Raw genomic sequence first — 24,859 nt, 5'->3', positions numbered from 1 at the left:
TACAATTACATAAATACTACTTATCTATAATAAATTATTCAAAAAAACAACTAATTTACCCTCCCTCTGTGGTAGCTAAAAGTTTATCTACTGTCAAAATCCAACACTTATGCTATTTTTATCTCTATGGCCTTTGTTCATGCACTCAAAGTGTATCACCTGACAGATATTTTAGCTGAATGATTCTTTCCATCTAACTGATTTACATAGGACATAAAATGGATATGAAATGGAATATCACATCACCCGAAGAATTCTTTAAAGGTGTTAATTTAACGTCCTTTAAAATAGATCAAGGTATTGTGAAAGCTCGAAATTTAAAAAGTTTTTTGTGGCTTGAAATTCTTCCTGAACTAATAGAATTTGAAGATGGGATTGATAAAGCAATTCTAATGGAAAGTATCAAAAAATCTTTAATTGAATGCATCAATAAAAAAAAATTTGAATCCACTCTTTTTATTGATGAATTAAATAGAATTGTAAAGCCCCTGCACACTAGCCATTATGAAGAAAAAATTTTGTTAACGACTATTACAATTAAGATAACTGAAACAATCAAAAATCTAAATTTTTTTGATTGCGATATAAACATATACAAGCCAGATTTAACTTCATTGCCAAAAGAATTTCTTTTCATTCACGAACAAATGATTTTTAACGACTTACCTACCAATGAAAATTATTCAATAATAGCCATTAAAACTAAAAGTAGATCTAATAGCATAGAATATCATATAAGAAATCTTAATATATTTAGAGCTATTTTATGTGCGTTAAGCATTTATTATATTCGCGTTGATAACTCATCCGATCCTATAAATCAAATACGTCTAGGCAAATCTCTATTGTTGAATCAAAAACATGAGATAATATCTATATTTAGACATGATGAGTTTAATTATTTTCCCCCACATAATATACATACATTTAGCAGGTTCGATAAAGTTTATGAAATTATAAACCAAATACAAAATATCAAGCAGGATAAATATCGGAGTATAGTAAAAGAAAGTTTATTATTATACGTGAATGCACTAGATGATTATCATTCAACTACGGCTTTAACTTTACTTTGGAATTCTCTAGATAAATTAAGTAATTCGTCTAAGGGCAATTATGATCAGGTTTTAAAACGTGTTGCAGCTATAAGTGAAAAGCCTTCTTATGACAAAATTATACTTGAACATATTAAAAATATACGAAACCAATATGTTCATAATGGAGTAGAGAATAAAAAATCAAATTTTTTTTGTTACCTTTTACAATTTTATTATGTTGAATTACTGAATTTCCATTTGCAAAATTCAAATTCATTTGAATCTATAGAGGATGCATATAAATGCCTAACATATTTATCTAAAACAAATGAAATAAAAGAGGATCAAAAACAATTTAATACGCTAAATTTTATAAAGAAAAAAAATTATGTAAATCTATTTGAGCTTGGGTCATGACTATAAATCTAAGTCATTTCCAAATTCACATACGCGCAAATTAAACCGCGCTAACAAAAATAAAAAATCAGGATAAAACTAAAAAAAAGATATCCACCAGAAACAAATTAAAGATTAATACACACACCTTTCGCATGTTGTAATATGCATTATAACCAATTGATTAATATCATGTAATTTACATAAAGAACGAATAATCAGCTAAGAAATGCGGTGAATACATGATGCAGATTATGGTGCAAACAAATATCAGAAGAGGCCTTTAGTTTATTATGATCTAAGCTGGTATTTCAATTAGCTCACCACTAATTGCATCACAGCTGCACCACTTTTAGTTGTAAACTCGAAATCCTATCTAAACTTTCAAAGCGCAGAATAGATGTCTTCGGGTGGTTATTATGATTTTACAAACCTCCACCTTCACAAGAAAGCATGATATCGAATCGATCTGATTGTCGCGGCTCATTGATTCATTAGCTGTAATTATCTACGACTAGTGGTTGCTAAATGTAAATAAATGAGCATTGAATATCTTCCTCAACAGAAGTCGTCAATTGTATCACCTCCAGTCCATTCTAATCCTTGAATGATACAAAATGCTTTGTTGGCACCATCTTTTTCAAAAGATGAGCCTAAGTTAGAATGTACAAAAAAATCATTCTCAAATGTAATTTCAGCAATTGACCATGGTTTAAGATTATCTTTCTGACACATTACCAAAATTGATAAGTTCCCCTGAGTTCCTACAAATTCAACTATTGTTGATTTGGGATAAGAATCATTGTAAGAAAAAACAGCTCCGACTTTAAGATTCTGTAAGTATGCTTCAAGAGGATTTGCTCCTATTTCTTCAGGACAACATGGAAAATAGGAAGGGACTCTCCACCTATATTGTACACACCTTTGTGTTAAAGCCATCACTAACTCAGATTCTCTGCCAAATATTTCCCTTTCTATACTTGGCTCATAGAACCATTCATCCAAGGAACCTTCACTGGTTTTTTTATCTATACTTGCATACTTAGACTCGCGCTGGCTACAGTTTTGAACCTCTTCTAAAGCTATATCTAACTTAGGTTCACTGACAAATATTTTTCTTTCTTTAATCGACTCATAAATCCATTCCCCCCAAGAACCCCCTCTGGGTTCTTTATTAGAACCCGCCCATAGAGACATACGCTCTAAACAATTTTGTGCTTCTTCTGGTGTAACTGTTCTCATCCATGCAAAACTTCGCTCGACTTCAAAACCATTTAACCTTGAAGGATCTTCAAGAAATGCCTCAATACTTCCGCATATGAATTCAATTTTTTTCCTTGTTACAGGATTCATAAGAGCATTCTCTAAGCGAGTTACCCATCTAAGATTTTCTGGACGATTATTTCTGCAGTTTGTATCAATATGATCTACAACATATTGAGGATTGGGTGGCTCCCCATGGAAAGCTGTAGCTACAATTCTGTGTATACGAACTTTTGACAGATGCAAGTAGGGGTTTGTTGAATTTATTTTTCCAAATGTCCATTGGTTATCAATGGTACGTATACGTTTTCCGAGTCGCTGATGTCGAAATACTGCCCCATTATCACGAACGGAATAGCTTTCTCCTTGATAAATACATTCTGTTTCGCGCGTAAAAACATTTACATCAATTAGTTCCATAGCATTCTCTGTTTAGTTATTAACTAAATACTTTCCAATTTCACGCAAAATATCAGGGTGAATTTGTTGAGAAAGTGTGTCCGCAAGTTTTTTAGCGAACCAACGTGGACGCTCGTATATACGATCAATCGTAGCAAGGCACATTGTCGTTGCCTGAGAGCAAGGACTTTCACGATTATTTGTTAAAGTTCTCCCCACAAACCGCATAGCCTCCATTAAGGCGGCTGCTTGATCAGCTTCATTACAATCAGATAATTTAAGTGCAGAGATAATATGTGAAGCTAATGCATTTGTGTTTTCCGCTGCTTTTATTAAATTGGAATTAATCTTGGGTAGGTCAGAAGGGCTTATGGATTTGTTAAAAGCATTTCTACTTTCATGCACATCATTTGAAAGCTGATTAACTGGAGAGACTATTTCCGAATAGACGTGGTAAAGTCTTTTCTCTGCATTCAAATAATCTTCGTCAGTCCAACCAGATGGGAGTTTAATTGCAGCGTCAATAAGATGATGTACCTCCTGCAGACTTTTCAAGTGGTGCTTCCAAGGCTCTAACTGCCATTTACGTACAATTTGATCTGCTTGACGCCTAAGTTGCTCTTTCTTTCTATATCGGGCTTGCTTTTCTGCATTTGAATGCTGGTCCATATAACCCACCTTGGTTATGTTACTTTAATTAAAAGTAACATAACCAAGAATGAGGCACAAGTCAATCATTTATGATCAAACTTTGGGTTAAGCTTGTGAACCATCTAAATTGCAACGGCCATGAGCGTATACTCTCCTCGATAGTACTATTTTAGTATTCTGGTTTCGAAAGAATTCATTTCACATTAAAAATTAGGTTACATCATCACAAATACTTTTTAATTCATTGAATTTACCTACAGCGGCCTGCTGTAACTGCTCAAAATCTTCTTGATTAAACTTAAGCAACTCTACAGACATATTTTTAATAAGGGCATTCATCTGTATGATAAGTTGTTGACAGTGTTGTTCAACGGTCTGGTTGGGTTTAATAGTATTTTTTTGCTGAGCTTCGTTCCAATGATGCATACCTATATGAATCAATTGGTTAATAATATTCGACATTGACTCATTGTTTTTGGTGGCTAAGGATGAAATTCGATTGTGTAAGTTATCTGGCAATGAAACTGTTAATCGTGACATGGTGATCCCCTAGGTTATAATTCTAATTCCTTAATTAATGGTTTTGCTCTTTCAGGAATTACCTGACTATTATTTTTTGTATAATAAAGCTCCCCTATTTTGTTTTGATGGTTTAAGTAGTTGGATGTTTCATTTGCCTCTAATAAGCTTTTTTTATCTATTACAGATTGAATTGATAATTTAGTCTGATTCATGAACCGCTCCCCATGCTTGTTCAACTGGTCACTAGAAATAATATCTAGGGAGGCAGGTTTTTCATCTGAATTTCTTTTAATAGCATCAATAAGATGTTCTTTGTTATCCGTTACTAACGTCATACCATTAATAGCCCTTGAAATTTGAACATAGAAGTTTTTTAATGTTGCACTGAAACGATGATATGACTCCATTAATCCAATAGCATAAGGGGCATCCTTTCCCTGTACTTTGTAATTAGTAAGTACATAACTGTAATCAAGATGTTTAAGTGCTGGATGTGATTTTTCTAGCTTTAATGAACTACCTTCTTTTGTAGTGAAATGAAGTGATTTGTCATTGACTTCACTAAGCACAGCACACAGCCCATTCCTAATACCCAAATCTTTAAAATTACGTGTCCACATCACTTTATCTCCTTTAATTAGCTCTAATGACTTTGGATCATAAAGCTCAATTACCCGCTCAAAAGGAGCGGAGTGTGTCTTATAATTAGGAAGATTTTTGAGAGCAAACTGAACATGTTTTCCATTTTCATTATTAATGAGGGGCAACACATTGTCACGGCGATGATTTGAGGAGATCTGACCAACGGTATAATAATCCCCCTGTTTGAGATCGCCTTTTTTAAAACTCTGGTTAAAACGCACCACATCTCCTTTTTGATAATAATCCACGAATCGTTGTTGAACAGCCTCAATTGTTTTTGCTTTGAGAACAGTTTGCATATAAACATTGCCTTCTAAGACCGCTTCATTTTTAAGACCTTTGCGGAGGATCTCAGTAATGGTTTCTCTGTTTGCATGAGTTGGAGCAAATAATAAAGTTTCTTGTCGACGTTCTGGAGTTAAAGATAACCAATGATTAGCAATCCATTTAATTCGTTCTTCATGTGTAGCCAGGGTTTGAACTTCAAGATTCTCTAATGCTTCTTTGACGTCCCCTTTCGTTGCGGAAATTACGGCATCCTTCACGTTTTTATTTTTCTGCCGAACTATTTCATCCATAACAGTGGTTTCAATACCATAATCTTGAGTCAAACTAAAAATCCGGCCTGTATTTACGCTGGGTAATTGTGCTTTATCTCCAACTAAAACTAGACGTGCACCCGTTCGTTCAATTTGCTTTAGAAGTTCATGACCTTGGTGTGATGAAAGCATAGATGATTCATCAACGATAAATAATGTTTTGGATAATGAACCACTCGGTGATTCTTTGAGTTCCTGGTGCACAATTGGATATACGTCCGAACGAATTCCTGCTTTAGTTTGTAATTCGTTTGCAGCAGAACTGGCAACTGTAATACCGCGAAGTTGATAACCCTGCTCTTGAATTAAAAGTCGTGCTTCAGCCAACATAGAAGTTTTGGCAACGCCTGCATAACCCTGTATTGCTGAAAAGCGATCCCTACTTGTCAACAAGGCGATCATTGACTGCTTTTGAGAGTCAGTCATTGGAAATGGTAATGACTCAGCTCTCTGCTTTTGGAAATCCTCAACACCTTTTTTGCTTGAAATAGCGGGCATCACGCCTTTATTGTTATCAATTCTAGCGATGGTTTCTGCTTCAAGTGTCAATAACCATGGTGTAGTTAGTAATGCTTGTTGGGTCTTGGGACATCTTGATTCATAAAGTGTTTGAGATCTTTTCTCGTGCTGGACAGCTTGAATAATTGTTTTTTTATCGATCGACTGGGGATAAATTAAACTATGTTTCATGGATTCTGCTAATAAAGCTTGCTCACTAAATACTGAAGAACGTTGACTTAAGGTTTCAGTTGCCACCTGGACACATGCATGAGCGGCATCAATTTCTGTAGGATTTTTGTTTTGAGTATTTTTTCTAACTAGCGATAATAGTTTTTCTTTAATCCCAGATAACCAGGTATTTGATTCAAATTGCTGATCGCGATTTTTTATAAATTCATGTGCATCAAACCCCAATGCTTTGGCGCGTTGTTGCCAATCTTCTTCAAAGAAAGCCAGATCCTGCTCCTCCTTTCCATGACGCGTCAAAAGTGTAGCAGCAGATGAGCTTTTTGCTCCTTCCCAACCTTTTTCTTCTAAATGTCGCTCAATATCTATTCGACGTCTTGAGAATTCCCTCAAAACATCTTTGGGTATGCCATCAATTTCAAATAATCCGTCACCTGTTAATTGTAAACGAAATCCTGCTTCTTTGAGTTGATTAGCTAAATGTTGCCGATAGATTAACCCACAATAGTGGGCATTATTTTGTATTTGCTCAATAACTCCATTGTTCCTGGAAGGATCACTCGCCAAAGACCTGGCTTTCCCATTTAGAAAAGTCATATTCATAGTGACGCAATGAGTATGCAATGCAGGATCGTTGGCACGTGAACTAGGCTGCCTAAATGCAGCAACTACCAAATTCCCTGTCTTTTCAAAAACGATTTCCCCATCACGTCGAACCCGTGTTTCTGCAAATTCGTTTTCAATTTGAGCAATCGCATATTTAACAGCTTTATCATGAAAGCCTACTAGTTCAGGTGCTGCACCTAGACCCACCAATATGGAAACACTTTTAGGGGCGGAAAAGGTCATATCAAAACCAGGACGATGTTCTCCTTTAAGGTTTTGAAGTCTCAGGCCATTAGGTAGCTCTCCTTCTAACAGAGTCAACATTTGTTCTTTTTCAACAATCCCTTTTAGTTGTAACTGATCGCTGCCTTTACCCAGCCAAAGCATAGCCGTTGCATCTCCTGAGTAATAATTAAAAGCAGTCGTATAATAATCCGCAGCGCCTTTAGCTGATGAAAGTGGTTGTATACTTAACATGATTCACCTCAATCCATGTAATTAATAAGATGGTTTTCTCTGGCCTTTTTATGGGCTGTGTCAAAACTTTGAAGATTTAATCCTGACGACGACTCGTTGTCCTCTGTAGGACTAATAAATTCCTCTCGAATTACTTCAGGCAAGATTCGTTCGATAAATCCAGGACAGTTAGATTGATAATTAGTTAGGGAAATCGAAAGTTTGGTTACTGGATAAGGACCTGGTAAACGTAAAAAGCAGGTTAGATCTTCCATTTCTAAAATCTCTGGATAAGCAACAATAGGACGTGTAACACGCTGATTACCTAATGAAATTCCATCACGAATACTGTTTGCACCATAAGAATAATTTTCCCGTGACTCCTCTATTTCCTCTTCACCCAATTCATTCGCAACAAGACGCGCCATATCAGCGCTTGGACTTCTAAAGAAAAAACGTGTGTTTAGTAAATCAAAAATTTCTTTTGAACCACTTTGCCCATACACTTTGGTCAACTGGGAAAAACTTTGCATTCCTAACAAGAAGCAACCTCCAAATTTGCGTACTTCAGCTATAGTTTCTCCTAGCAAGGGCAATTTATGCAGGCTGGGCAGCTCATCGCAAATAAACCAGATCCTTCGATTCCTATCCGGTGTTAAACTTAAAAGAGTCAGCGATGCCATAGCCAGCCACATTGACATTAATGGTTTTAGTGCCTTGTGTTGCTCACCATTTGACGAAATAAACAACCAGCCTTTTCTATTTTCATCGAGGATGTAATCTCGGATTGAAAAGGGCGGTTGGTCTTTGTGTGTAAGCCCTGTTAAAGCCTGAAGTGATTTAAGATAGGTAGTGATTACAGAGCGTATAGAAATAGCTGTTTTTTCAATTTTACCGCTAACAAGCGTTGCTGCTGGGGTTCCGCGCAAGTACTCTTCTAAAAATGAAAACTCACCTGTTAACAAAAGTCTTAATAATTTCTCAAGAGAACGGTCACTGTCATTTCTCATAGTTGTTGCAACACTTGAAAACACAGTTCTTGCAGCATTAACCCAAAAAGGATCAGACTCACCATGCATTGGAATTAAACTTTCGGCCATGTTTTCAAAGTCTGAATCTCTAGGTGCCTCTTGCCACATATCCCAATTTGGACAGCGAACATCAAAAGGATTTAATACTACATCTGACTCCTCTCGATAATAGTTCGGAATAAACGAACAACCCTTATCATAAACAATAACCCTATCTCCACGCTCTCTTAGAGCGTTCATAATTTTCATAATGAGTTGGCTTTTTCCTGTGCCTACGGTTCCATGGACAAGTAAATGCTGGACTTCGCTACCTTCAATTAGTGGAAATCCATCAATATGAATGTCAGAGTTCGAACCATCTTGGATAATAATTTTTTTAACACTCTCAGGTGAATCCATTCGACTTCCACGGACAAATTGACTTTCGCTCTGCGCCTTACCACGGCGGATAAAATAAATGACTAAGCCAATTCCCGTAACGAAAGCGATGCCAAAAGCTGCCAGAGCGGATTTACCAAATAACTCAATAACCGCATTAGCATTTCTACTGTAGTAAGGATAATGAAGAATCGTATCAACATTTTGTTGATAATTCTGGCCTTGAAATGGGAGATTAAAAATATGTTTTTGGCCAACAATATTTAAAAATTGCGCATAAAAATAAGCGCATGTATGCTGCAATTTTTCACTGGAGGTAACACCCCAAGTTATAAGTCCAGTTAAAACAATCCAAAGAAAAAGACATATCATGGTCAGAGTTTTCGTAATCTGATCCCACATACGTAGATTATGAAAGCTGATTTGTCCGCCCCGCGTGTAGTGTTTAAAATTAGCTTGATCACTCATTTTTTATTGTCCTTTTAGCCCATTTAGGCAAAGCAGCGGCTACCACTGCCAAATTAAGTGAATATAATTAACGCATTTTGATTATTTTATATTTTGATGGTTTTACCTTTATTAATAAATTGGCTAACCACCGTAAAAAGCGCGCTAATGCCAACTCGATTAAGTTCCATACTAATGATTAAGCAAGTAATTACAGCGCTTACGATAAAAGCACTTCCAACAGCTAAGTAACCCGTAAATGACTCTGCTTGACTAGCAAACATAAGACAAAAAAGAGCAAACAATCCCCAGAAGAGATATGCAGCTTGTTTGAGTTTTATAATCAAAATCTTACCCAGTTTCAGTTGCTTCTCCAGATGATACTTAATCAGGTAGTAATAATTAAAAGCGTGAAATAGCAAAACTATAACGCCTAATGCCATTGAAAAACCGATCAATGCAGATGTGGTAATTTCATTAAAATATGCCTCCCAACCAATCAGCGGATATCTAGGGTTATGTAAACATGCACATAGTATGGCTAAAAAAGAAACCACACCTAGTTTCCAGAATCCTCCCACTACTAGCTTTAAGAGACTTAAGTAATATTCAGTTGCAGGAATAATCCCAACGTCCATATGTTTCATTACCTCAATATCGTTCGCAATCGCCTGTTTTAATTCCTGACTATTCATCTCACTCTCCTTTGTTGTGAAGACCAGAATTTTTTAATAATTTTTCATTTAAAACTGTATTTTTCTGAGCGTTAACCTTCCCTTCTTTTATTTCATTATTTGTTTCATTTTTCAGAGTACTATGTTTGTTATCAATCAATATTCCGCCATTGTTGCTTTGAGTTGTGAATGTATTTATTTGATGTTTCACATCCTGTTGCAAATGTTTGATTTTTTCATCATCAATACCTACCTTAAGCGATTTAGTTTCTTGAGTTATGGCATGGCTATTTTTCTCATACTCTCTACCTAAACTATCTTGCTTGCTGACCAAATGACTTTGTTCACTCTGATAAAAGGAATCAATTTGATTGCTCTGTTGTTTATTACCAAAATCATTGATCAAGTCATCTCTTTTAGAGGATATAAAGTCATCACCCAAGGCTTGTAACTTATGGAGTGCTTGTGTATCCCCTGGATGACTAAATAGTTCGTCCCGTGTAGATTCACCCACACGACTAGCTACATAAGCAGGAAAAGCCTGGTTTAAATCAGTATTAATTTGTGAAGAATGAGATTCAACATAGTTCTTAGCCTGCTGTATTCGCTCTGATTTTGACAGACTTGCATCATAATTATGGCTCGCTGTTTGAGCTTCTCTCAAATCAGCACCTAACTGATTAGAAAGGTGTGCTGCTTGAGAGTGACTATTATCGAAATGGTGCGTTTGAGCAAAATGGCTCACATAATTAAGTGCTTTATTAAAATCTTGAGCTTCTCGTGCTGAGACGGCATTATCAGATCCATTATGATACCTATCACTACTATTAGATGAGCGATCAAATTTCAGGTGGGCATCAACACCACCATTGATACCAGTACCAAGTGCTAGGACTTTTCCTGCAAGGGAGCTATCACTCTTAACACCAATATGAGATCCCCATCCTCCATTTGTCAAATGTGACAGTGCATCTTCAGTACTTACTCCAGTGCGATGTGCTACATCTTTTGCAATATTAGTCATCGTTGATAATGCTTGAGAGTATTGTCCTGATTCACTGGCTGATACTCCATCTCCCAACCGCATGTCATGGCCTTGCAATTGAGATAATTGTAGTGCTCGGTGAGCAAAATTGGAAAGTGAGGTTTGGAAATGCTGCGACTCATTCGATGCTGCCTGTTTTGATGTTTCATAGGCTTGATTGAGAGAACCACTTAACCCCTCAGATGCATTAATAGAAACAGCACCTCTAGACATTCCAGGGCTCACATCAAACACTCTTTCACCGCTTCCTGTAATCGTTTTTAAAACTCCCGTACTTAATTGTTCAGTGTGCATGCCATGCATGTGACTCCAATTAGAGTCGTGTTTATTAGCTGAAAAATTATTAGCATTCGTGTTATAAAAGCTTGTCTGTCCTAAACCAAACGATGCACTCGCAGCCTCCCCTGCTACTGCCATCGTAGAACCTTGGACATGACCAGTCATGCTAGTGGCCAGATTACTAAAAGCCGCTCCCAGATTAGAAACTAATCCATTAGCAAGAAAAGGAATAAGCATCATCATATATCCTGACACCCCTGAAATATCATTATGTAACTCATCAATTTTATCGATATTGACCATAGTAAACTGGCCATACTCTCCAGATTGATGACTTCCATATAAAGCCATACCAGCATTTAAAATTGCGAACATAACCGGCCAAAATTGCAGTGATAAGAAAAACTGAAGGTAACCATAAAGAATACGTGTTCCATCTGGTAAAGTTGTTAGAACTATAATTAGTGGAAATACTCCAAATAAAAGCAAGGTGAGCCAAGTATGTAAAAGAGGTAAGAACCATAGCGCTTTAAGTCCGGCAATTTCCCATGACCAACGATGTTGTACTTGAGATTTTGTAAATTGCTGATTAACAATTCCTGCCGTGGAATCAGTAAATGCCTGATAGTGTGCAACTCCATCCCCAATTGCATTAATCATCATGCTTTGTAGAAAAATATTTCCCGATGCATCTGTTAATCCCTGATAATAATCAAAAGCCGATTTAAGATGCGTTTCAAACAGTCGCTCATAAGTAGTATGTTCGGGTTTACCAAAAAGATTAATTCCAAAAAACGAATATGCCTTTTTAATTTCCGCATCTAGTTTTTTACGCAGACTATACTGTCCGTCAGGCTTGGCAGCTTCCACACAGGGAACTAATTTATTATTTACTCGAGTCATTCGAAGAGGTGATGCGCGAGCAGTAATCAAATCCCAAAGATTGGTTGAATTAGCCAGGTCACCAACGCTGTATTTACGATTCAATCTAATATCACCTACAACACAACTGCGAAAATACTGATCCATCTCTTCTTTTAAAATAGGATCTGTAATTCTAAAATCTGTAGATGCCAAAATCAGGCGAGAACCAAAGAGCGCACCAGTTCGTGTATATTGCAGATCATCTGGCATAGACAGTAGTGCGTCATAACTTTGCGCCAAACCATATCCAATTGTAGTGACTAGGCTTGCACTCAAGGCAAATACCACAGGTACATTATCTACAAGTTTAGGAGTTTGTGATGAGATATCATCAATTAACACGCTCGTTTTAGGCAACAAAACAAGATTCACAAATAACACATAGCCCATAAACCATCGGCCAAAGGCCATTGGATCGCGAGTTTTTAAAAATCCAACCGTGGCCATCACGATACCAATCAGTGCTGTAATTCTTAAAAGCCCTATAAAACTATCCTGTTTCATAAAAGCCGCTATTGCATTCAAAACATGCTGGAATAATTCACCAGCTGCTAAAACATGGATGGTTACCATTTTATTCTCCCTTTAACTGACCGTGCTTCCCATAGTTTGTGCCACTTGTTTTTCAATCCGTGCCATATGTTCTATAAGGGATAATTTTTCCTTTAACTTATGCCCAACTTTGGGATCGAGTGCTGCGACTTTAGTAGTTGCTTCATTAATTCGCTTTTGTATGTCTTTAACTAAATCCTGATTGAGTTCTGATCCTGCGGTAGCATTGGCAACTTCGGCTAGCAACTCAGTTAGATAGTTTGTCAATAAATCATGAGCAATAAGCGAGGCATATTCTTCAATGTCAACCGCACTACTGCCGTATTGGGTGCTGTTTAAAACACTTAAAAATTTCATCACCGGCAATGAAGTCATACTTAAAAAATTGATTTCACGATTACCTGGCTTTTCATCATTGGTCAGTTTGGTATTGATAGTGCGAATGATGTCACGGACTCTATAAGTCAGAGTGGATGTTTCAGGAATGGAAATTTCTTGAAGACTAACTTGTAAACACTGACTGGCTGAGCCCGCATCTTTACAACGCCATATTTTTGCCTGATGACTACCACCACTTGTACCAATCATAGCGTTAATCAAATCTGCCTGACCTGCTAACGAAGGGACATTAGTAACCTTTCCTTCTTTATCAAAAATAAGCGTACCAGTTAAGCTCATCACCATTTCAGCCAGTTCTCTATCCGTACTTAAAAAGGACTTGGTTTGCAAAATTGACCAGACAAGATTTTTATTGAAGACTACCTGCTTTTTGGTGGTTTCATCTTTAGATGCTTTATCCATTGCTCGATCAAACCCATTACCAGAACACTCCATTCGAGCTTTTACATAATCACTGAATAACCCATCCTTACCCATAGTTCCCTGGTCTTTACATATTTTCTGTTGCGATGCAGCTGTTTTAGGCCAAAGTCCGCCGACCAAGTTTTGTGACATTTCACAAGAATTGATACTCGCATGATTTGCAGCTTGCTCTAATTGCTGTAGATAATCTCGAACCTGTTTTAATTCAGGTACAGTGGAGGCTAGCATCACATCTACTGCATAAGCCCCACCATTGCTCATAACAGACTTTCCTAAATCAACGAGTTTTTGTTCGCTTAAAAAACTCATACTTCCAGTAAATAAATCAATACCACCACAACCTGCTCGATAACTTGGTAAATCAAGCTGCACTAGCTGATACTGACGCACTTGGTTTCGGGCATAAAGAGAACCACCGCCAAAAAATCCAGCCGCCTGGGATTCAAAAGCAGCAGGAGAAGTCACGTTGGAAGCATAACCAATTCCATTAAAAAAATTATCTAAATCCTGGCTAACATTAGCTGTTAGTTGACTCGATAATCCCATCATTAAAAGAGTTGCTATAGTTTTTTTCATGCGGAAATCCTTTTATCTTCATAGGCTTTAATTTTGGGAATTAAACTCATCATGCGTATATCCAGCTCAGTACTGGTCATCGAACCTATTGCTACGGGATAAAGCACATGCGTTTCCTTGTTCAACACAAATAGTGCAGGATAACTGATAGATTGACCTGCATAAGCTGCATTTACCCATTCGGTAGTAGCTGGTAAGAAGCTCGGAAAATCAGGTAGAGGTTGATTATCAAAAGATAAAGCCAATACCTCGGCTTGCTGGCGTTCTGCCCATCTTTTAATTTCTGGTGCGAACTGATGGCAGTGGGGACAAGTACTGGCATAAAAAAGCACCAGAACATGCTGGTTAAAAAATCCATCATCAGATTTTTTAAGTTCAGAATGGTTTGAACCTCCCTTCTCTTTGCTTACTATCATCTGATTCAACCACCCTTGACCAGCATAAGAACACATGACTTGCAATGAGAGAACAAGAAGAATAAATAAACGATTTTTCATGCTGATTCTCCTTTGAATTGAGTTGCAACCTGATATAAACGCAACTCCAAAGCATCTTGCGTCGTTAATCCATAAGCTACAGGCATTGTACTTTTGGTATGTGGATTGACGAGCATAAGAGCTGGAAAATAACGAACTCCAAGCTGATTGGCCTGGCCATAATCCTTACGCGATCTGACAAACTCGTTGGAAAGTGTTCCATCGACACTGACAGGGATTAAAGGCAGATTAAACCGCTTACAAAAATCACGAACGATTGGGATTTGCTTTTGATCATATGGATTTGAGCCACGATAGAAAAAAAGAAGGCCATGTGAGTTGGAAAGACGGTTAATCACATTTTTTCTATTTTTTTCCCGCATCTCATCCATCATTTTTGCACCCAAATTTGATGTAGGATGAGTCACCGTGTAATCGTATTCAGGGTAAGTGAGCATTGTTTTTTGAAATACTTCTGAAAATCGGGAAGATTCTTTCAGCCAGTAGTCTTGAAGACTTAAAAAAACTTTCATATCCTCAACAGATTTAGTGTGTCGTGCTTTATGTAAAGCCTCCATGGTGTAAAAACGTAGTACGGCATCTCTATCCGTGAAACTCAAACGTTTAAAAGGAATCCCCGGTTTTTCAATTTTAGGTAATTTTTTAGTAGCTTCTTTCATGTTGTACCAAAGAAATCCGGCTGGCGGCTCATTATCTTGATTGGAAGCCACTGCACAAAAACTAAAACCCACGAAAAAGAGAACAAATATTTTTTTAATCATGGGATCGCCCCTCCCGATTCAATCGCTCTACTTTGGACTGATTATTAGCACCAATTTGACCATTAGCTGGCAAGGTCATACGTGCCATTAGTTCCTGTTGCAGCGGAGACAGATCAAGGGCTGAAAAATTAATACGCTCTAGTTCTTCAGGCGTAAGCCCGCGGCAATTTGGATACTGGGCTGAACCATACGGAATCCCTAATTGACCACCTCGTCCTTGGATTTGTACAATGGCAGCTAGTTTTGAGGGAAAGATGCAATAGGTATAATGCTGGCTTCCAAGCTTATGCTTTTTGTAATTACCCAAATAGACCACTCGGTTTTCTTGTTTAGCGCGTTGGAGTATTTGTAAATCCTGCGGACAGTGTTTTACCCAATCGCCCCAACCAGAGTCGGTGCAACAATCACGAAATCCTAATGGGTATTTTTTACACTCTTGGCTACTTCCGATAAAAATAGCAGCAGCACCATTTTTTACCTGATTAGCACTCACATCTCCCGCGACACCCGCTAGTGCCCCTAATCTTGATAAACCTTCTTGGATATCATCACTTGTTTCTGCAAGAGATGAGTCACATTGCCCATCAGCACAAGCAATCTTGCCAGGGCAAATGGTTTTTTCCGGCATACAAAAATTTTCCATGCACTGAAAGGTTTGAGCAAACCGTTCGCAACGGTTATTTTTAGCCGTCAAACAATTTGATGCAGTTTGCGAGCAACCCTGATTGATAAATGATGCACAAGTACTATTAGTTAAATCGGTGCATTGATAGTGTTTTTCAGAACCCCAGCAAGAGCGTTTAATGGCAATACCATTGATATGCTTAATAACATTCGGTTCTAGACATTGCGCACTTCCTTCTAAAAAACAACTCCCTTGTGAGGCTTGATTTATGATGCGCTGGCAATCCTCATGCATCCATTTATCCTCACTCACAAATTCCGTTATCGAAATTTGAAAAGGAGTTAAAGCACTTCCCCAACCAGATAGTTGCACAGTGATGGTAGTATCACTACATGTAGGTTGTTTAGTGACGAGTAAAGTTTGATTAAGACGACTTACTGTTACCTTTAAGCTTTCACAGGGCTCTGTAAAAACAGCCAGATTATTAGCACTGCATCGCCAATCCTGGGTTGGGCATGTTTTTAAATCAAAAGTCACATACCGCTGATAATGGGAAGGAGTTACTACGCGACTTAAACTTTGAATAATTGGTTTTACATGTACCTCAAGTCGATCTTTGCAAGCTGACAGTTTATAGGAAGCGGTTTCTTCGCAATTTTTAGTCACAGACTTTGACTCACAAACTGCTTTTTCCTTATAACAAGCACCTTCCAAAACGGTATCAGGATTTTCAAGCAAGGTTTCAGCATAATTCATTTCAGGACTATGCGGATTAGCACGTACTTTTTCCCTTGATGTGGCTTTTTGATAAATGTCATTAGCAGATTGATTACTGCCAAGTGCATCAAGCCCTGTACTACTGAGTTGATTATTACCCTCATTAGGCAAAAGGGTTGTCTCCTTAGGATTGGTTGTATAATCTTTCATTGCTGTTGCTGGATTAAATCCTTTTAATGACTGCATCACTTGTTCACGCGCTTTCAATGCGTCATCTCGGGAATCAGCAAAAATTGCACAGGGTAATAATAATAAAAAGATCAGTAGATTTTTACTCACCAGATATTCTCCTAACATCAGCTACTGTTAGCCCGCTATCTCCTCTTCCTGCTATGCGCATTAGTCCTTCTTTTAAAGACAAATGACCATAAATCACATCAAAGGAATTATTGTTCTCAACAACTAATGCAGGAACCTGCTGAATACCAAAACGTTCAAATAAGGTAGGGTCAATTTGTAGATTTAAATCAGGGATTTTTTGACTTAACTCCATTACGCGAATAGCAGTCTCTTGCATGGAATTATGATGCAAACCATTCAGATAAGCGGGGATCTTTAAGCGCATGCAATCTTTAAGCGTTTCTTCCAACAGTTTGTCAGGCATAGAAAAGCTAATAAAAACCGATACATTAGTCGCGTAGGTTAAAGTAGTCATTGCCATACCAATTAATAATCCAAGTCCTTTCTTCCTCATGTCATCTTCCTTCACAAAAAAGTACAGTTGCGTTTTCGCCATACCAAAAATCCATACTGATCAGGCGTATGTGGCTTTATTTTTCCTGCTTCCCAATCCAGCGTGCTATGACCAATCGGATAACAATGCCTACCATCCGCAACCTGATTAACCATTTCATAGCGATAACGTGATTTGGGTGTAACTGGATAAAAATGCTCTCGACAAATCTCGCCTGTCCTTGGGCTTGAATCTGAAATTAAAAATTCACGATGCATTTTGTAATTCATTCGTTCCGTTAACAGCAATGCAGTTTGCACGGGAGACAATGGAGAGTTCACATGCCCTGTTATTGGATAATGCGTACCTTGTGCTCCTGCGCACCAGAAAAGACTGTCTACAGATTTATTGGTCAACGAAGATGAAAGGCTATCAGCTGCGCAGGCACTTGCAGCAATAGGATTACCAAAAAGAGTTGACTCTGGACTTAACACAAAACTCATTTCTGAATCCTGCCAAGTAGGATCAAGTTCCGTGAGATAGGCAATGTCAAAATCACCTTTTTGAAGACAACCAACAGATGTAATCAAATTCAGCCAGTTAATCAGCGGATATTTGTACCAATGCACATGGAAAAAAGCGTGTGTTTGTCCAGTACCTACTACATGACGCCCACCTCTGCCGTGCTTCAAACCTAAATTAAGTTTGGTTCCACCCATATTTATTAAACAATAGGGCGTATCAGTAACATCAGTCAAAGCAAAAGGCTCCCAAAACCCAATGTTCAAACCTATACGCACACCGGTACTTGATGGACAAACACCAATTGGACTTGAAGCATTATCTGTATCGGGTAATGAAGAATTAACCACTTTAGAATTACCAATCGATAACGGAAAAAGACATCGCCAACATACATCTGTCACTGGATTTACAAAGTGACCGGTACATTGTTTACCAAAACTAGAAAAAGTGAGCAGTAAGCACGAAGCCATCAAAAGAGTTCTAAAGTACATCACCATTCTCCTTAATTGCCAGTTCATCAATCCTTAGTTGAATTCCCTCTCGTTGAACTCGTGCTGGAACTGAACTAATTTGTAATTTCCTGGATATTCGACCGGCTTGGTCAAAATAAATGATGTTCTGTAGAATCCTTTCAGCCTTGCTTACAGCACCACCTGTTAAAATCATTTTAGGATTAGGGCACTTAGACATTTCCTTTTGCACCCAATGCAACTGGGCTTCGTCATCAGCGTTAAAAAACAACCAACATGGCAAATAGGAATGTAAATTTTTCAAAGCATTAACGCGTGTTCCTATTGGATACAATATACGTCCGTTAATATCAGTTATTGCCTGCGATAAGACCACTTCTGGCTTATAATGATGAAGTCTGGTTCTCAAAGCGCGAGGCAACTCCAATGGAGTAGGTCGATCAGCGTGATTGGCTACCGTTTTGAGCCATTGCTGATTTAAAGTATTCAGTTCTCCATTGGAAGATAATACTGCTAATCGATCTTCAATCAGTTTCAGAAAACTTTCTTCTGCAATCAAGAATGTTTCACCCACCACACCAAACGATCTAGCAATTGTTTGACTAGATAGAATAAACATAAGAAAAAATATTAATGTCTTTTTCATGATGACTTACTCATAGCAAATGCTAATTCGTTGGCTATCGCCTCAGTCACATCAATACCACCAGCCAAATGAAATTTACTGTCTAAAACAATTATCTTATTTTTTTGACTATAGTTTTGGAGTGTTTTTTGCAAAAGAGATTTAAATTGCAAAGTACTACGAGTCACTTGAGTTTCAGATGCATTATGAGCCGCTAACTGCCGAATAAACTGTCCTTGTATTTTCTGAATATCAAAACAAACTACTGTGTTTTTTGGAGACTTAAGCCATAAACCACAGACGATGAACATAGTTGCAGCCAGGCACATAACAACCACTTGAATTAGTCGCATAATTCTTCCCCATAGTATTTTTGGGCAACTAAACCAATCGCTTCATTTAAAGACACCCCATTAGCAATTAAGGATTCAATTTCACCAAACTCATCGCCTGATGTGGAAAACATCACCCGTGAGAATGGATCGCAAAAATAACGATGGAAGCTGTACATATTGCCAAACTGAATCATCAGGTTCGAAAAACCTTGTGTTTTGGCCTCTCCAAATGATTCAATCATTGCGACCTGCATTGGATTAAAACTGTCTGGATGCTTTTCCATGTAGTCTTTAAAAGCACCTTGGCGCATTATGATTTTGGTATCTGCACTGCTTGCAATGGCCTGCCCTTGTACCGTTTTACTGGTGTCAGCAAGCTGTTGGGTAATAACAGCAAAACCGCCGGTATGCTTTCTCGCAGTTCTAAATCCTTGTTCGATAAATTGAGCAGCAATTTCATTAGAGCCAGCAGCCAAAAAACGCCATGCTTCATCAATAATGCAACGCTTTTCGACTCTTCGGTCAGAGTGATAAAACTGTCCCTGGATAATCACTATCATCACAAACATGACAATAGTCAGAAGCTCTGGATTACTTTCTAATCCACCCATTTCAAGCACAACAAAATTGGAGCCATTTAATAGCGGGGTATCACTATTAAACATTTCTCCGTAAATTCCATCACTGCCATATTTGGAAAGCAGTATAAGTAAATCCTTCAAACGACGATCATTTCTGGACTCTGGCTTGTGCAACAAATCACGAAGTGCATCAAGCATATGATCCATTCGTGCACTTCTTCCATGCTCTTTCCAGCAGGTAAGTACCGCCTCCAAGAGCCACGCCTTTTGTACTTCACCTAATGCCTCATTAGGACTTGCCATTATCGCCAACAAATCTCTAATTTGAATGTAATCGTTGACTCGTTCTCCTTTGATGTCTGTTACTCCATCAAAATCAAACAGCGTAAAAGGATTTAAAGTAAGCCGAGAAGCATCAATATAAGTGCCACCAACTAAATCACACAGATGTTTGTAAGATGCGCCCAAATCAATAACAAAAATTATTTGACCACGAGATAAACCATCAAGGATCTGTGCTTGTTCAAAAAGCGTTTTACCAGCCCCAGGAGAGGCAATGGTTAAACGATTAAAATTGGTTATAGGTAACACCCTGTCATCAAAAGTATTAAGATGAAATAATTGGTGTCGATAGGTCGGCAATAATAAACCCTGTTTAGAGCCTTTAAAATCAGCAACGATAGGCAAAAGATTCGCCACATTGTAGTGGCTTAATTTTTTTGTCATACCAAGCATTTCAAGGCTTGAAAAAAGACCTTCGGTTAACATAAAAGGCAAACTTCCCAAAAACCGCAGCCACTGTTTGCACCTGCTCTGCATAAGAGTAAAACCCATTTGTCGATACGCACTTATCGCTTTAGCCACATGCTCGCGTTCCTGGTCTTTTATCGTAAACAAAATCAGATTATAAAAAGTTGGTATTAAATGCAGGTCACCTCTAGCTGATTCTTCGTGGACAAATCGCCATTCTGATGCTTCATCAGCAATACCTGGATTAATAAAACTTTGAATGGCATTGTTATTAGCAGTTAGTGATTTAGCACGGCTTTTTGCCCGCGCCTTCATTTTTTCCTGGTTAACACCACGAATAGTAAAGCTCAACAAAAAAGGACACTGTACGCCCTGCTCAGGCTTTAATAGATTGGCAAACAGATCTGGTGTCTGCCACAAAGCAAAGGGTTCTTTTGGAAAAGCCGTTACCTCACAACTAATCACGCGAGTGTTTTGCAACAAACCTTGGTCATCAGCCAATGAAATATCAAGCGATGACTCACCTATTTCGTAAACAGTAGAGGCGGCTGGAATTGAATCACTAATGAAAGATTGAGACTCTTCAATTTGAGGCCATTGGACTTCAGTAAAATTGGGTGATACCAATGTTCTCATCAGGACTTTAAAGTCCATTTGATTCAAATGCGCGAAGCCGAATCCAGCAACCTTTAATTCTGATTCAAAGTCAGCACGTAACTGCTTTAACGCATTTTGAACATTCGGGTGATTTATTCTGGACACAAATAAGTAACAGCGATAATCAGATAATTGAGCTGGAACATTACGGCCATTTTTATAGCCTTTTTGAGTGGCTTTTAAATGATAATTCAAGCTCATTCGCGCAAGCTCTGCATAAATGCCGCCTTTTTCAAGAATAGGCGCATAGCTTTGAGTTAAATCATTTGCAAGAAATGAGTGCTTGTATAAAAGAATCGTGCAATCCGTGCCTTCTGATAATTTGTTTTTAAAAAGTTCTGCCAACGTTTTCATCAAAGATTCGTCAGCTCCCGCCTGTGGAGCAATATGCAAACCAAATCCCACAGTCTGACGGTTTACAAATAATCCATCAGCATCATAAGTTTCATAAGGCAACAAGCTTCGGAAAGCTGGCAAATCCATTGATAATGTTTCATTAGCCCTAGACCGCTCATTAAGTGACTGAGGCTTGATTCCCGCAGTTTCCCCGACCCAATTACTTAAATTGTGTAGAGCATCTCTTGTCTTATCACGCCATTGATTAATTACTGTATGCATAGTAATTCCTTATCCTTGTGCATTTTGTTGAAGTCTTCCGGCATATAACTTGCCTGCTTGGTGAGTTTTCCCTGTTTTATCCTTCCAAGGTGCAACCCAAATCGGTTGCTCATCATTTTTACTCAAATAAGGTCGCGTTAATTTTCGAGAGCGTCTTATTTTAGAAATGGTTTTTCTTGGTCTGTATTGCGAGTCCGATCCATCTGCAAAACGAGTCATTGCATCTACCTGTTCAATGGTCAGGCAACTATCACCTGCAGTCACTTTACAACTGAAATCTGAATTCATCGTTCCACATCCAACCAGCAGCGAACAAAAAATAATAGTTAATAAGAGAGAAAGTAATTTCATGGGGCAACTCCACTGTAATTTTGAGTTTGTACATTAGTGCGATCTATACGACCTAATACTTCAGGAGGTACTGAAAAATTCATTTCTTCTGGGGTGTTTTGAGATTCTTCTGTAATTAACTTTTGTGCGACAGTTGAGGATTGATTCATCGCATGTTGTTGCTTGTCTTCATCAGGCTCTAAGTAAAATCCATCTTTAAAGACCACTGTAACCACATTCCCAGCACCAACCTGAATAACAGGATGATACTGCTCTGCACGTTTAACATAATACTGAGACAGCGTATCGGCAGCTTTAGAAGCACCACCATATGCAGCAAAAGGAGCAATGTTACTGGAAGGCACAACTGAAGAGGCACCAAAAGCACCAAATTGTTGTACGCTCTGGGCATATTGGGCAGCTGATGCAATACCTGACAATGCCCCACTCACACCTGCCCATTGCATCACTTTGTTATCTCTCATCAATGGCTGGCCCTTTATACCTACTTTGCCATTAAAAAATACCCACCCCGTCACTTCCTTATCAATGATAGGTTGACCTGGATGAGCACAAGACAAACGATATAAAGTTGCATAGGCTCGCTCACTGGAGATATCACCATATGAATTGGAGCTCACTCGACACCCACGAAGACGGGAACGCTGACCATTAGGTAATGTGCCATCTTCCAAGAACTTGAAGAGCATCACGCCATTGTTTTTTGACTGACCATTGACGGATGCGTCAGCATCAGCACCTCCCAAAATAACAGCCCTGACTGAAGTATTGGAGGGTACATAGTGATTAGGATTTAAATAATTTGTATGTTGAGTCCTGCGTTTTGGCCTAAATGAAACGGTGTGAATCATTGGCCGCGCATCTGACATAGTGATACCACCTGATTGAGGCGAAGTATTCATCGCGTAGGAATTGCTGTGCCACAATTGTGGATTTTGTACATCCTTTAATTCAGGTGGCACCTCATTCAAACTTTCATTATTACCCGCTTTCTCCTGACTCAATTGAGTTAGTGCCGTTATCTGCTTTTGAAAGTCAGTAGTTTGTGCTTGTAGCTGTTTGCTGTGCTCAGCATTCATAGTGGAAATGGTTTTAGCAAGTTCGGCTAATTGATTTTTTAAAGATTCAAGTTCCGTCTGTTGGGAAGTCAAGGCGCTATCTGCATTAGCCTCAGTAAATGACTCATTCACAATACCTGTTAAATCAATATTTTCTTTTGAAGATATTGTCTTTTTGGGGCTCCCATCTACCAACAAAACGATAATCAGTGACATTACAATTAGAATACAAGATCCTGCGGCTGCTAATGCGCGAAACTGTTTCCCTTTAATCAGGCGGTTTAACTGAAAGTTAGCCATGAGCAACTCCTTGAACCCTATAAAGCATTGCAGTCTCTTTGGGAGCTAGGGTAGCTTTAGAAAATTTGATGGCTTTAACACTATCATTGGCAAACCAAGATTCAGAAAGTTTAAGAGGTTCTTTACTACTGTTATAAACCTCAATGATCTCACCCTTCAAATCACTACCTTCCCAGGATTCTTTGGGGAGAAGAGTTAGCCCACCTTTCCAACGTTCTACTCTCCCATATTGATGCTTCACGTTTACACCTTGAATGTATTCACGTCGTTCCATATGGGTAATCAAGGAAACAATCGATTCAGGTATAGCTGCACCTGGAAGCGATACATTTTTAACTGGGTTGGTTTTTTGAACTACCACTTGCAGTGGAACTAGCTCAATTGTTTTACCTAAAGTATCTTCACCATTTAGGGTTACTGAGAAATGCCGACCCGACTCTGTAGTTAAGAACAGGGTAAAGGGATTTGTGGCAGTCAACATGACGTATACACTCCCATCCTGTTCATCTCGTTTTATGCCCATGGCATTAGGTGGAAAAACAGCCTCTACAATTTTATCGTTTTTAACAACTAGTCGATTGTAATTTGCCTGGCTGAGTGTCAAAGCAATATCACTATTGTCTTTAATGGAAATACTAGTTGCAGCAATTGAGGCTTGTGACAATATGACCATTGCACCTGCAAGAAATAGCTTACGCATTGGCTTTCTCCTTTATATGAGTAAATGCAAGAATAGATAACCGACCTTGGTTGTAGTTAAAACGCAAAGCATAGGTGAGGCGATCCTCTTTTAAGGCACGTAGTCCCACGTAACGTTTTAATACACCGGTAACTTCTGCCGTTAAGTCTTTTGGATTGGTTCGAATTTGGATAATCTCAAATACAGATGACATTTTTTTGGAAGTAATTACCTTTTCTTCACTGTCTAAAAGTCTCAACATTTCTGGATAGATCTGACTATCTGCAAACTTAAGTAGACGTTGGTGATTGGCCTCTACGGTTTCCGGAGTGACATTCAAACGAGAATAAATAAAGTTTTCACTCATGAGACTCAAGTAGTTACTATCTACATGGTTTGCACTTTTTAAATATCCGCTGTCACCAAAATAAGGAGTAATTTCAACTGTATGATGTTTCCATACTTGGAAAACTAAGACAGACAAAAGAATATTGGCTGTCAGTAATCCAAACACCAGAAACACCATTAAATTAAAACGGGCTGAAATTTTACTTAAATGGCTTTGGTAAGCTTTAAAATCCATCATAACTC

21 protein-coding genes are annotated in these 24,859 nt (G+C 38.2%); 1 reads left to right on the top strand and 20 read right to left on the bottom strand.

Features of this window, described 5'->3' with window-relative positions; genetic code table 11:
* The first annotated feature begins 218 nt into the window (after positions 1-218).
* The gene (locus tag Lqua_RS11110) at positions 219-1,454 is read left to right on the top strand and encodes a hypothetical protein (protein WP_058474339.1); all 1,236 of its coding nucleotides are present in this window, start codon (positions 219-221) and stop codon (positions 1,452-1,454) included.
* 537 nt (positions 1,455-1,991) lie between these two features.
* On the opposite strand, the gene Lqua_RS18590 is transcribed toward Lqua_RS11110, so the two are convergent.
* From Lqua_RS18590 to traE, 20 genes are all read right to left on the bottom strand, one after another.
* Positions 1,992-3,116: an HNH endonuclease signature motif containing protein gene (locus Lqua_RS18590; protein ID WP_065240169.1), complete on the bottom strand. Its 1,125-nt coding sequence runs from the start codon at positions 3,114-3,116 to the stop codon at positions 1,992-1,994.
* Between the two features lie 12 nt (positions 3,117-3,128).
* A complete protein-coding gene (locus tag Lqua_RS11100; protein WP_058474338.1) occupies positions 3,129-3,764 on the bottom strand; it encodes a hypothetical protein in 636 nt (211 codons plus the stop codon).
* 192 nt (positions 3,765-3,956) lie between these two features.
* Positions 3,957-4,286 carry a hypothetical protein gene (locus Lqua_RS11095; RefSeq protein ID WP_058474337.1) on the bottom strand — a complete coding sequence of 110 codons (330 nt, stop codon included), beginning with the start codon at positions 4,284-4,286 and terminating at the stop codon, positions 3,957-3,959.
* Between the two features lie 14 nt (positions 4,287-4,300).
* Positions 4,301-7,279, bottom strand: a complete 2,979-nt coding sequence (mobF, locus tag Lqua_RS11090) for a MobF family relaxase (RefSeq protein WP_058474336.1) — start codon at positions 7,277-7,279, stop codon at positions 4,301-4,303.
* A gap of 8 nt (positions 7,280-7,287) precedes the next feature.
* The gene (gene traD, locus Lqua_RS11085; protein WP_083501311.1) at positions 7,288-9,135 is read right to left on the bottom strand and encodes a type IV conjugative transfer system coupling protein TraD; all 1,848 of its coding nucleotides are present in this window, start codon (positions 9,133-9,135) and stop codon (positions 7,288-7,290) included.
* A gap of 86 nt (positions 9,136-9,221) precedes the next feature.
* Positions 9,222-9,809, bottom strand: coding sequence for a hypothetical protein (locus Lqua_RS11080; protein WP_058474335.1), 588 nt, complete (start codon positions 9,807-9,809; stop codon positions 9,222-9,224).
* A 1-nt stretch (position 9,810) separates the two neighbouring features.
* Positions 9,811-12,609, bottom strand: a complete 2,799-nt coding sequence (traG, locus tag Lqua_RS11075) for a conjugal transfer mating-pair stabilization protein TraG (protein WP_058474334.1) — start codon at positions 12,607-12,609, stop codon at positions 9,811-9,813.
* A 12-nt stretch (positions 12,610-12,621) separates the two neighbouring features.
* Entirely contained in the window at positions 12,622-13,986 is a 1,365-nt protein-coding gene (locus Lqua_RS11070) for a conjugal transfer protein TraH (protein ID WP_058474333.1), read from the bottom strand.
* Entirely contained in the window at positions 13,983-14,483 is a 501-nt protein-coding gene (gene trbB, locus Lqua_RS11065) for a type-F conjugative transfer system pilin assembly thiol-disulfide isomerase TrbB (protein ID WP_058474332.1), read from the bottom strand. The genes Lqua_RS11070 and trbB overlap by 4 nt, the downstream gene beginning before the upstream one ends.
* The gene (gene traF / locus Lqua_RS11060) at positions 14,480-15,244 is read right to left on the bottom strand and encodes a type-F conjugative transfer system pilin assembly protein TraF (RefSeq protein WP_058474331.1); all 765 of its coding nucleotides are present in this window, start codon (positions 15,242-15,244) and stop codon (positions 14,480-14,482) included. Before traF ends, trbB begins: the two co-directional genes overlap by 4 nt.
* Positions 15,237-16,925 (bottom strand): type-F conjugative transfer system mating-pair stabilization protein TraN, encoded by a 1,689-nt coding sequence (gene traN / locus Lqua_RS11055; RefSeq protein WP_058474409.1) that lies wholly within the window; start codon positions 16,923-16,925, stop codon positions 15,237-15,239. Before traN ends, traF begins: the two co-directional genes overlap by 8 nt.
* Positions 16,918-17,340 carry a type-F conjugative transfer system pilin assembly protein TrbC gene (gene trbC / locus Lqua_RS11050; RefSeq protein WP_058474408.1) on the bottom strand — a complete coding sequence of 141 codons (423 nt, stop codon included), beginning with the start codon at positions 17,338-17,340 and terminating at the stop codon, positions 16,918-16,920. The genes traN and trbC overlap by 8 nt, the downstream gene beginning before the upstream one ends.
* A gap of 11 nt (positions 17,341-17,351) precedes the next feature.
* Positions 17,352-18,335: a conjugal transfer pilus assembly protein TraU gene (gene traU / locus Lqua_RS11045; RefSeq protein WP_058474330.1), complete on the bottom strand. Its 984-nt coding sequence runs from the start codon at positions 18,333-18,335 to the stop codon at positions 17,352-17,354.
* Positions 18,325-18,960, bottom strand: a complete 636-nt coding sequence (traW, locus tag Lqua_RS11040; RefSeq protein ID WP_058474329.1) for a type-F conjugative transfer system protein TraW — start codon at positions 18,958-18,960, stop codon at positions 18,325-18,327. Before traW ends, traU begins: the two co-directional genes overlap by 11 nt.
* Entirely contained in the window at positions 18,957-19,292 is a 336-nt protein-coding gene (locus Lqua_RS11035) for a TrbI F-type domain-containing protein (RefSeq protein WP_058474328.1), read from the bottom strand. Before Lqua_RS11035 ends, traW begins: the two co-directional genes overlap by 4 nt.
* Positions 19,283-21,880 (bottom strand): type IV secretion system protein TraC, encoded by a 2,598-nt coding sequence (traC, locus tag Lqua_RS11030; protein ID WP_058474327.1) that lies wholly within the window; start codon positions 21,878-21,880, stop codon positions 19,283-19,285. Before traC ends, Lqua_RS11035 begins: the two co-directional genes overlap by 10 nt.
* 9 nt (positions 21,881-21,889) lie before the next feature.
* Positions 21,890-22,231, bottom strand: a complete 342-nt coding sequence (locus tag Lqua_RS18765; protein ID WP_065240168.1) for a hypothetical protein — start codon at positions 22,229-22,231, stop codon at positions 21,890-21,892.
* Positions 22,228-23,589 (bottom strand): TraB/TrbI/VirB10 family type IV secretion system protein, encoded by a 1,362-nt coding sequence (locus Lqua_RS11020; protein WP_058474326.1) that lies wholly within the window; start codon positions 23,587-23,589, stop codon positions 22,228-22,230. Before Lqua_RS11020 ends, Lqua_RS18765 begins: the two co-directional genes overlap by 4 nt.
* A complete protein-coding gene (gene traK / locus Lqua_RS11015) occupies positions 23,582-24,289 on the bottom strand; it encodes a type-F conjugative transfer system secretin TraK (protein ID WP_058474325.1) in 708 nt (235 codons plus the stop codon). Before traK ends, Lqua_RS11020 begins: the two co-directional genes overlap by 8 nt.
* The gene (gene traE / locus Lqua_RS11010; RefSeq protein ID WP_238585566.1) at positions 24,282-24,854 is read right to left on the bottom strand and encodes a type IV conjugative transfer system protein TraE; all 573 of its coding nucleotides are present in this window, start codon (positions 24,852-24,854) and stop codon (positions 24,282-24,284) included. The genes traK and traE overlap by 8 nt, the downstream gene beginning before the upstream one ends.
* Positions 24,855-24,859 lie beyond the last annotated feature (5 nt).

The organism is Legionella quateirensis (assembly GCF_001467955.1).
In the GTDB taxonomy this organism is placed as follows: domain Bacteria; phylum Pseudomonadota; class Gammaproteobacteria; order Legionellales; family Legionellaceae; genus Legionella; species Legionella quateirensis.
This window is presented reverse-complemented; position numbering and strand designations above follow the sequence as displayed.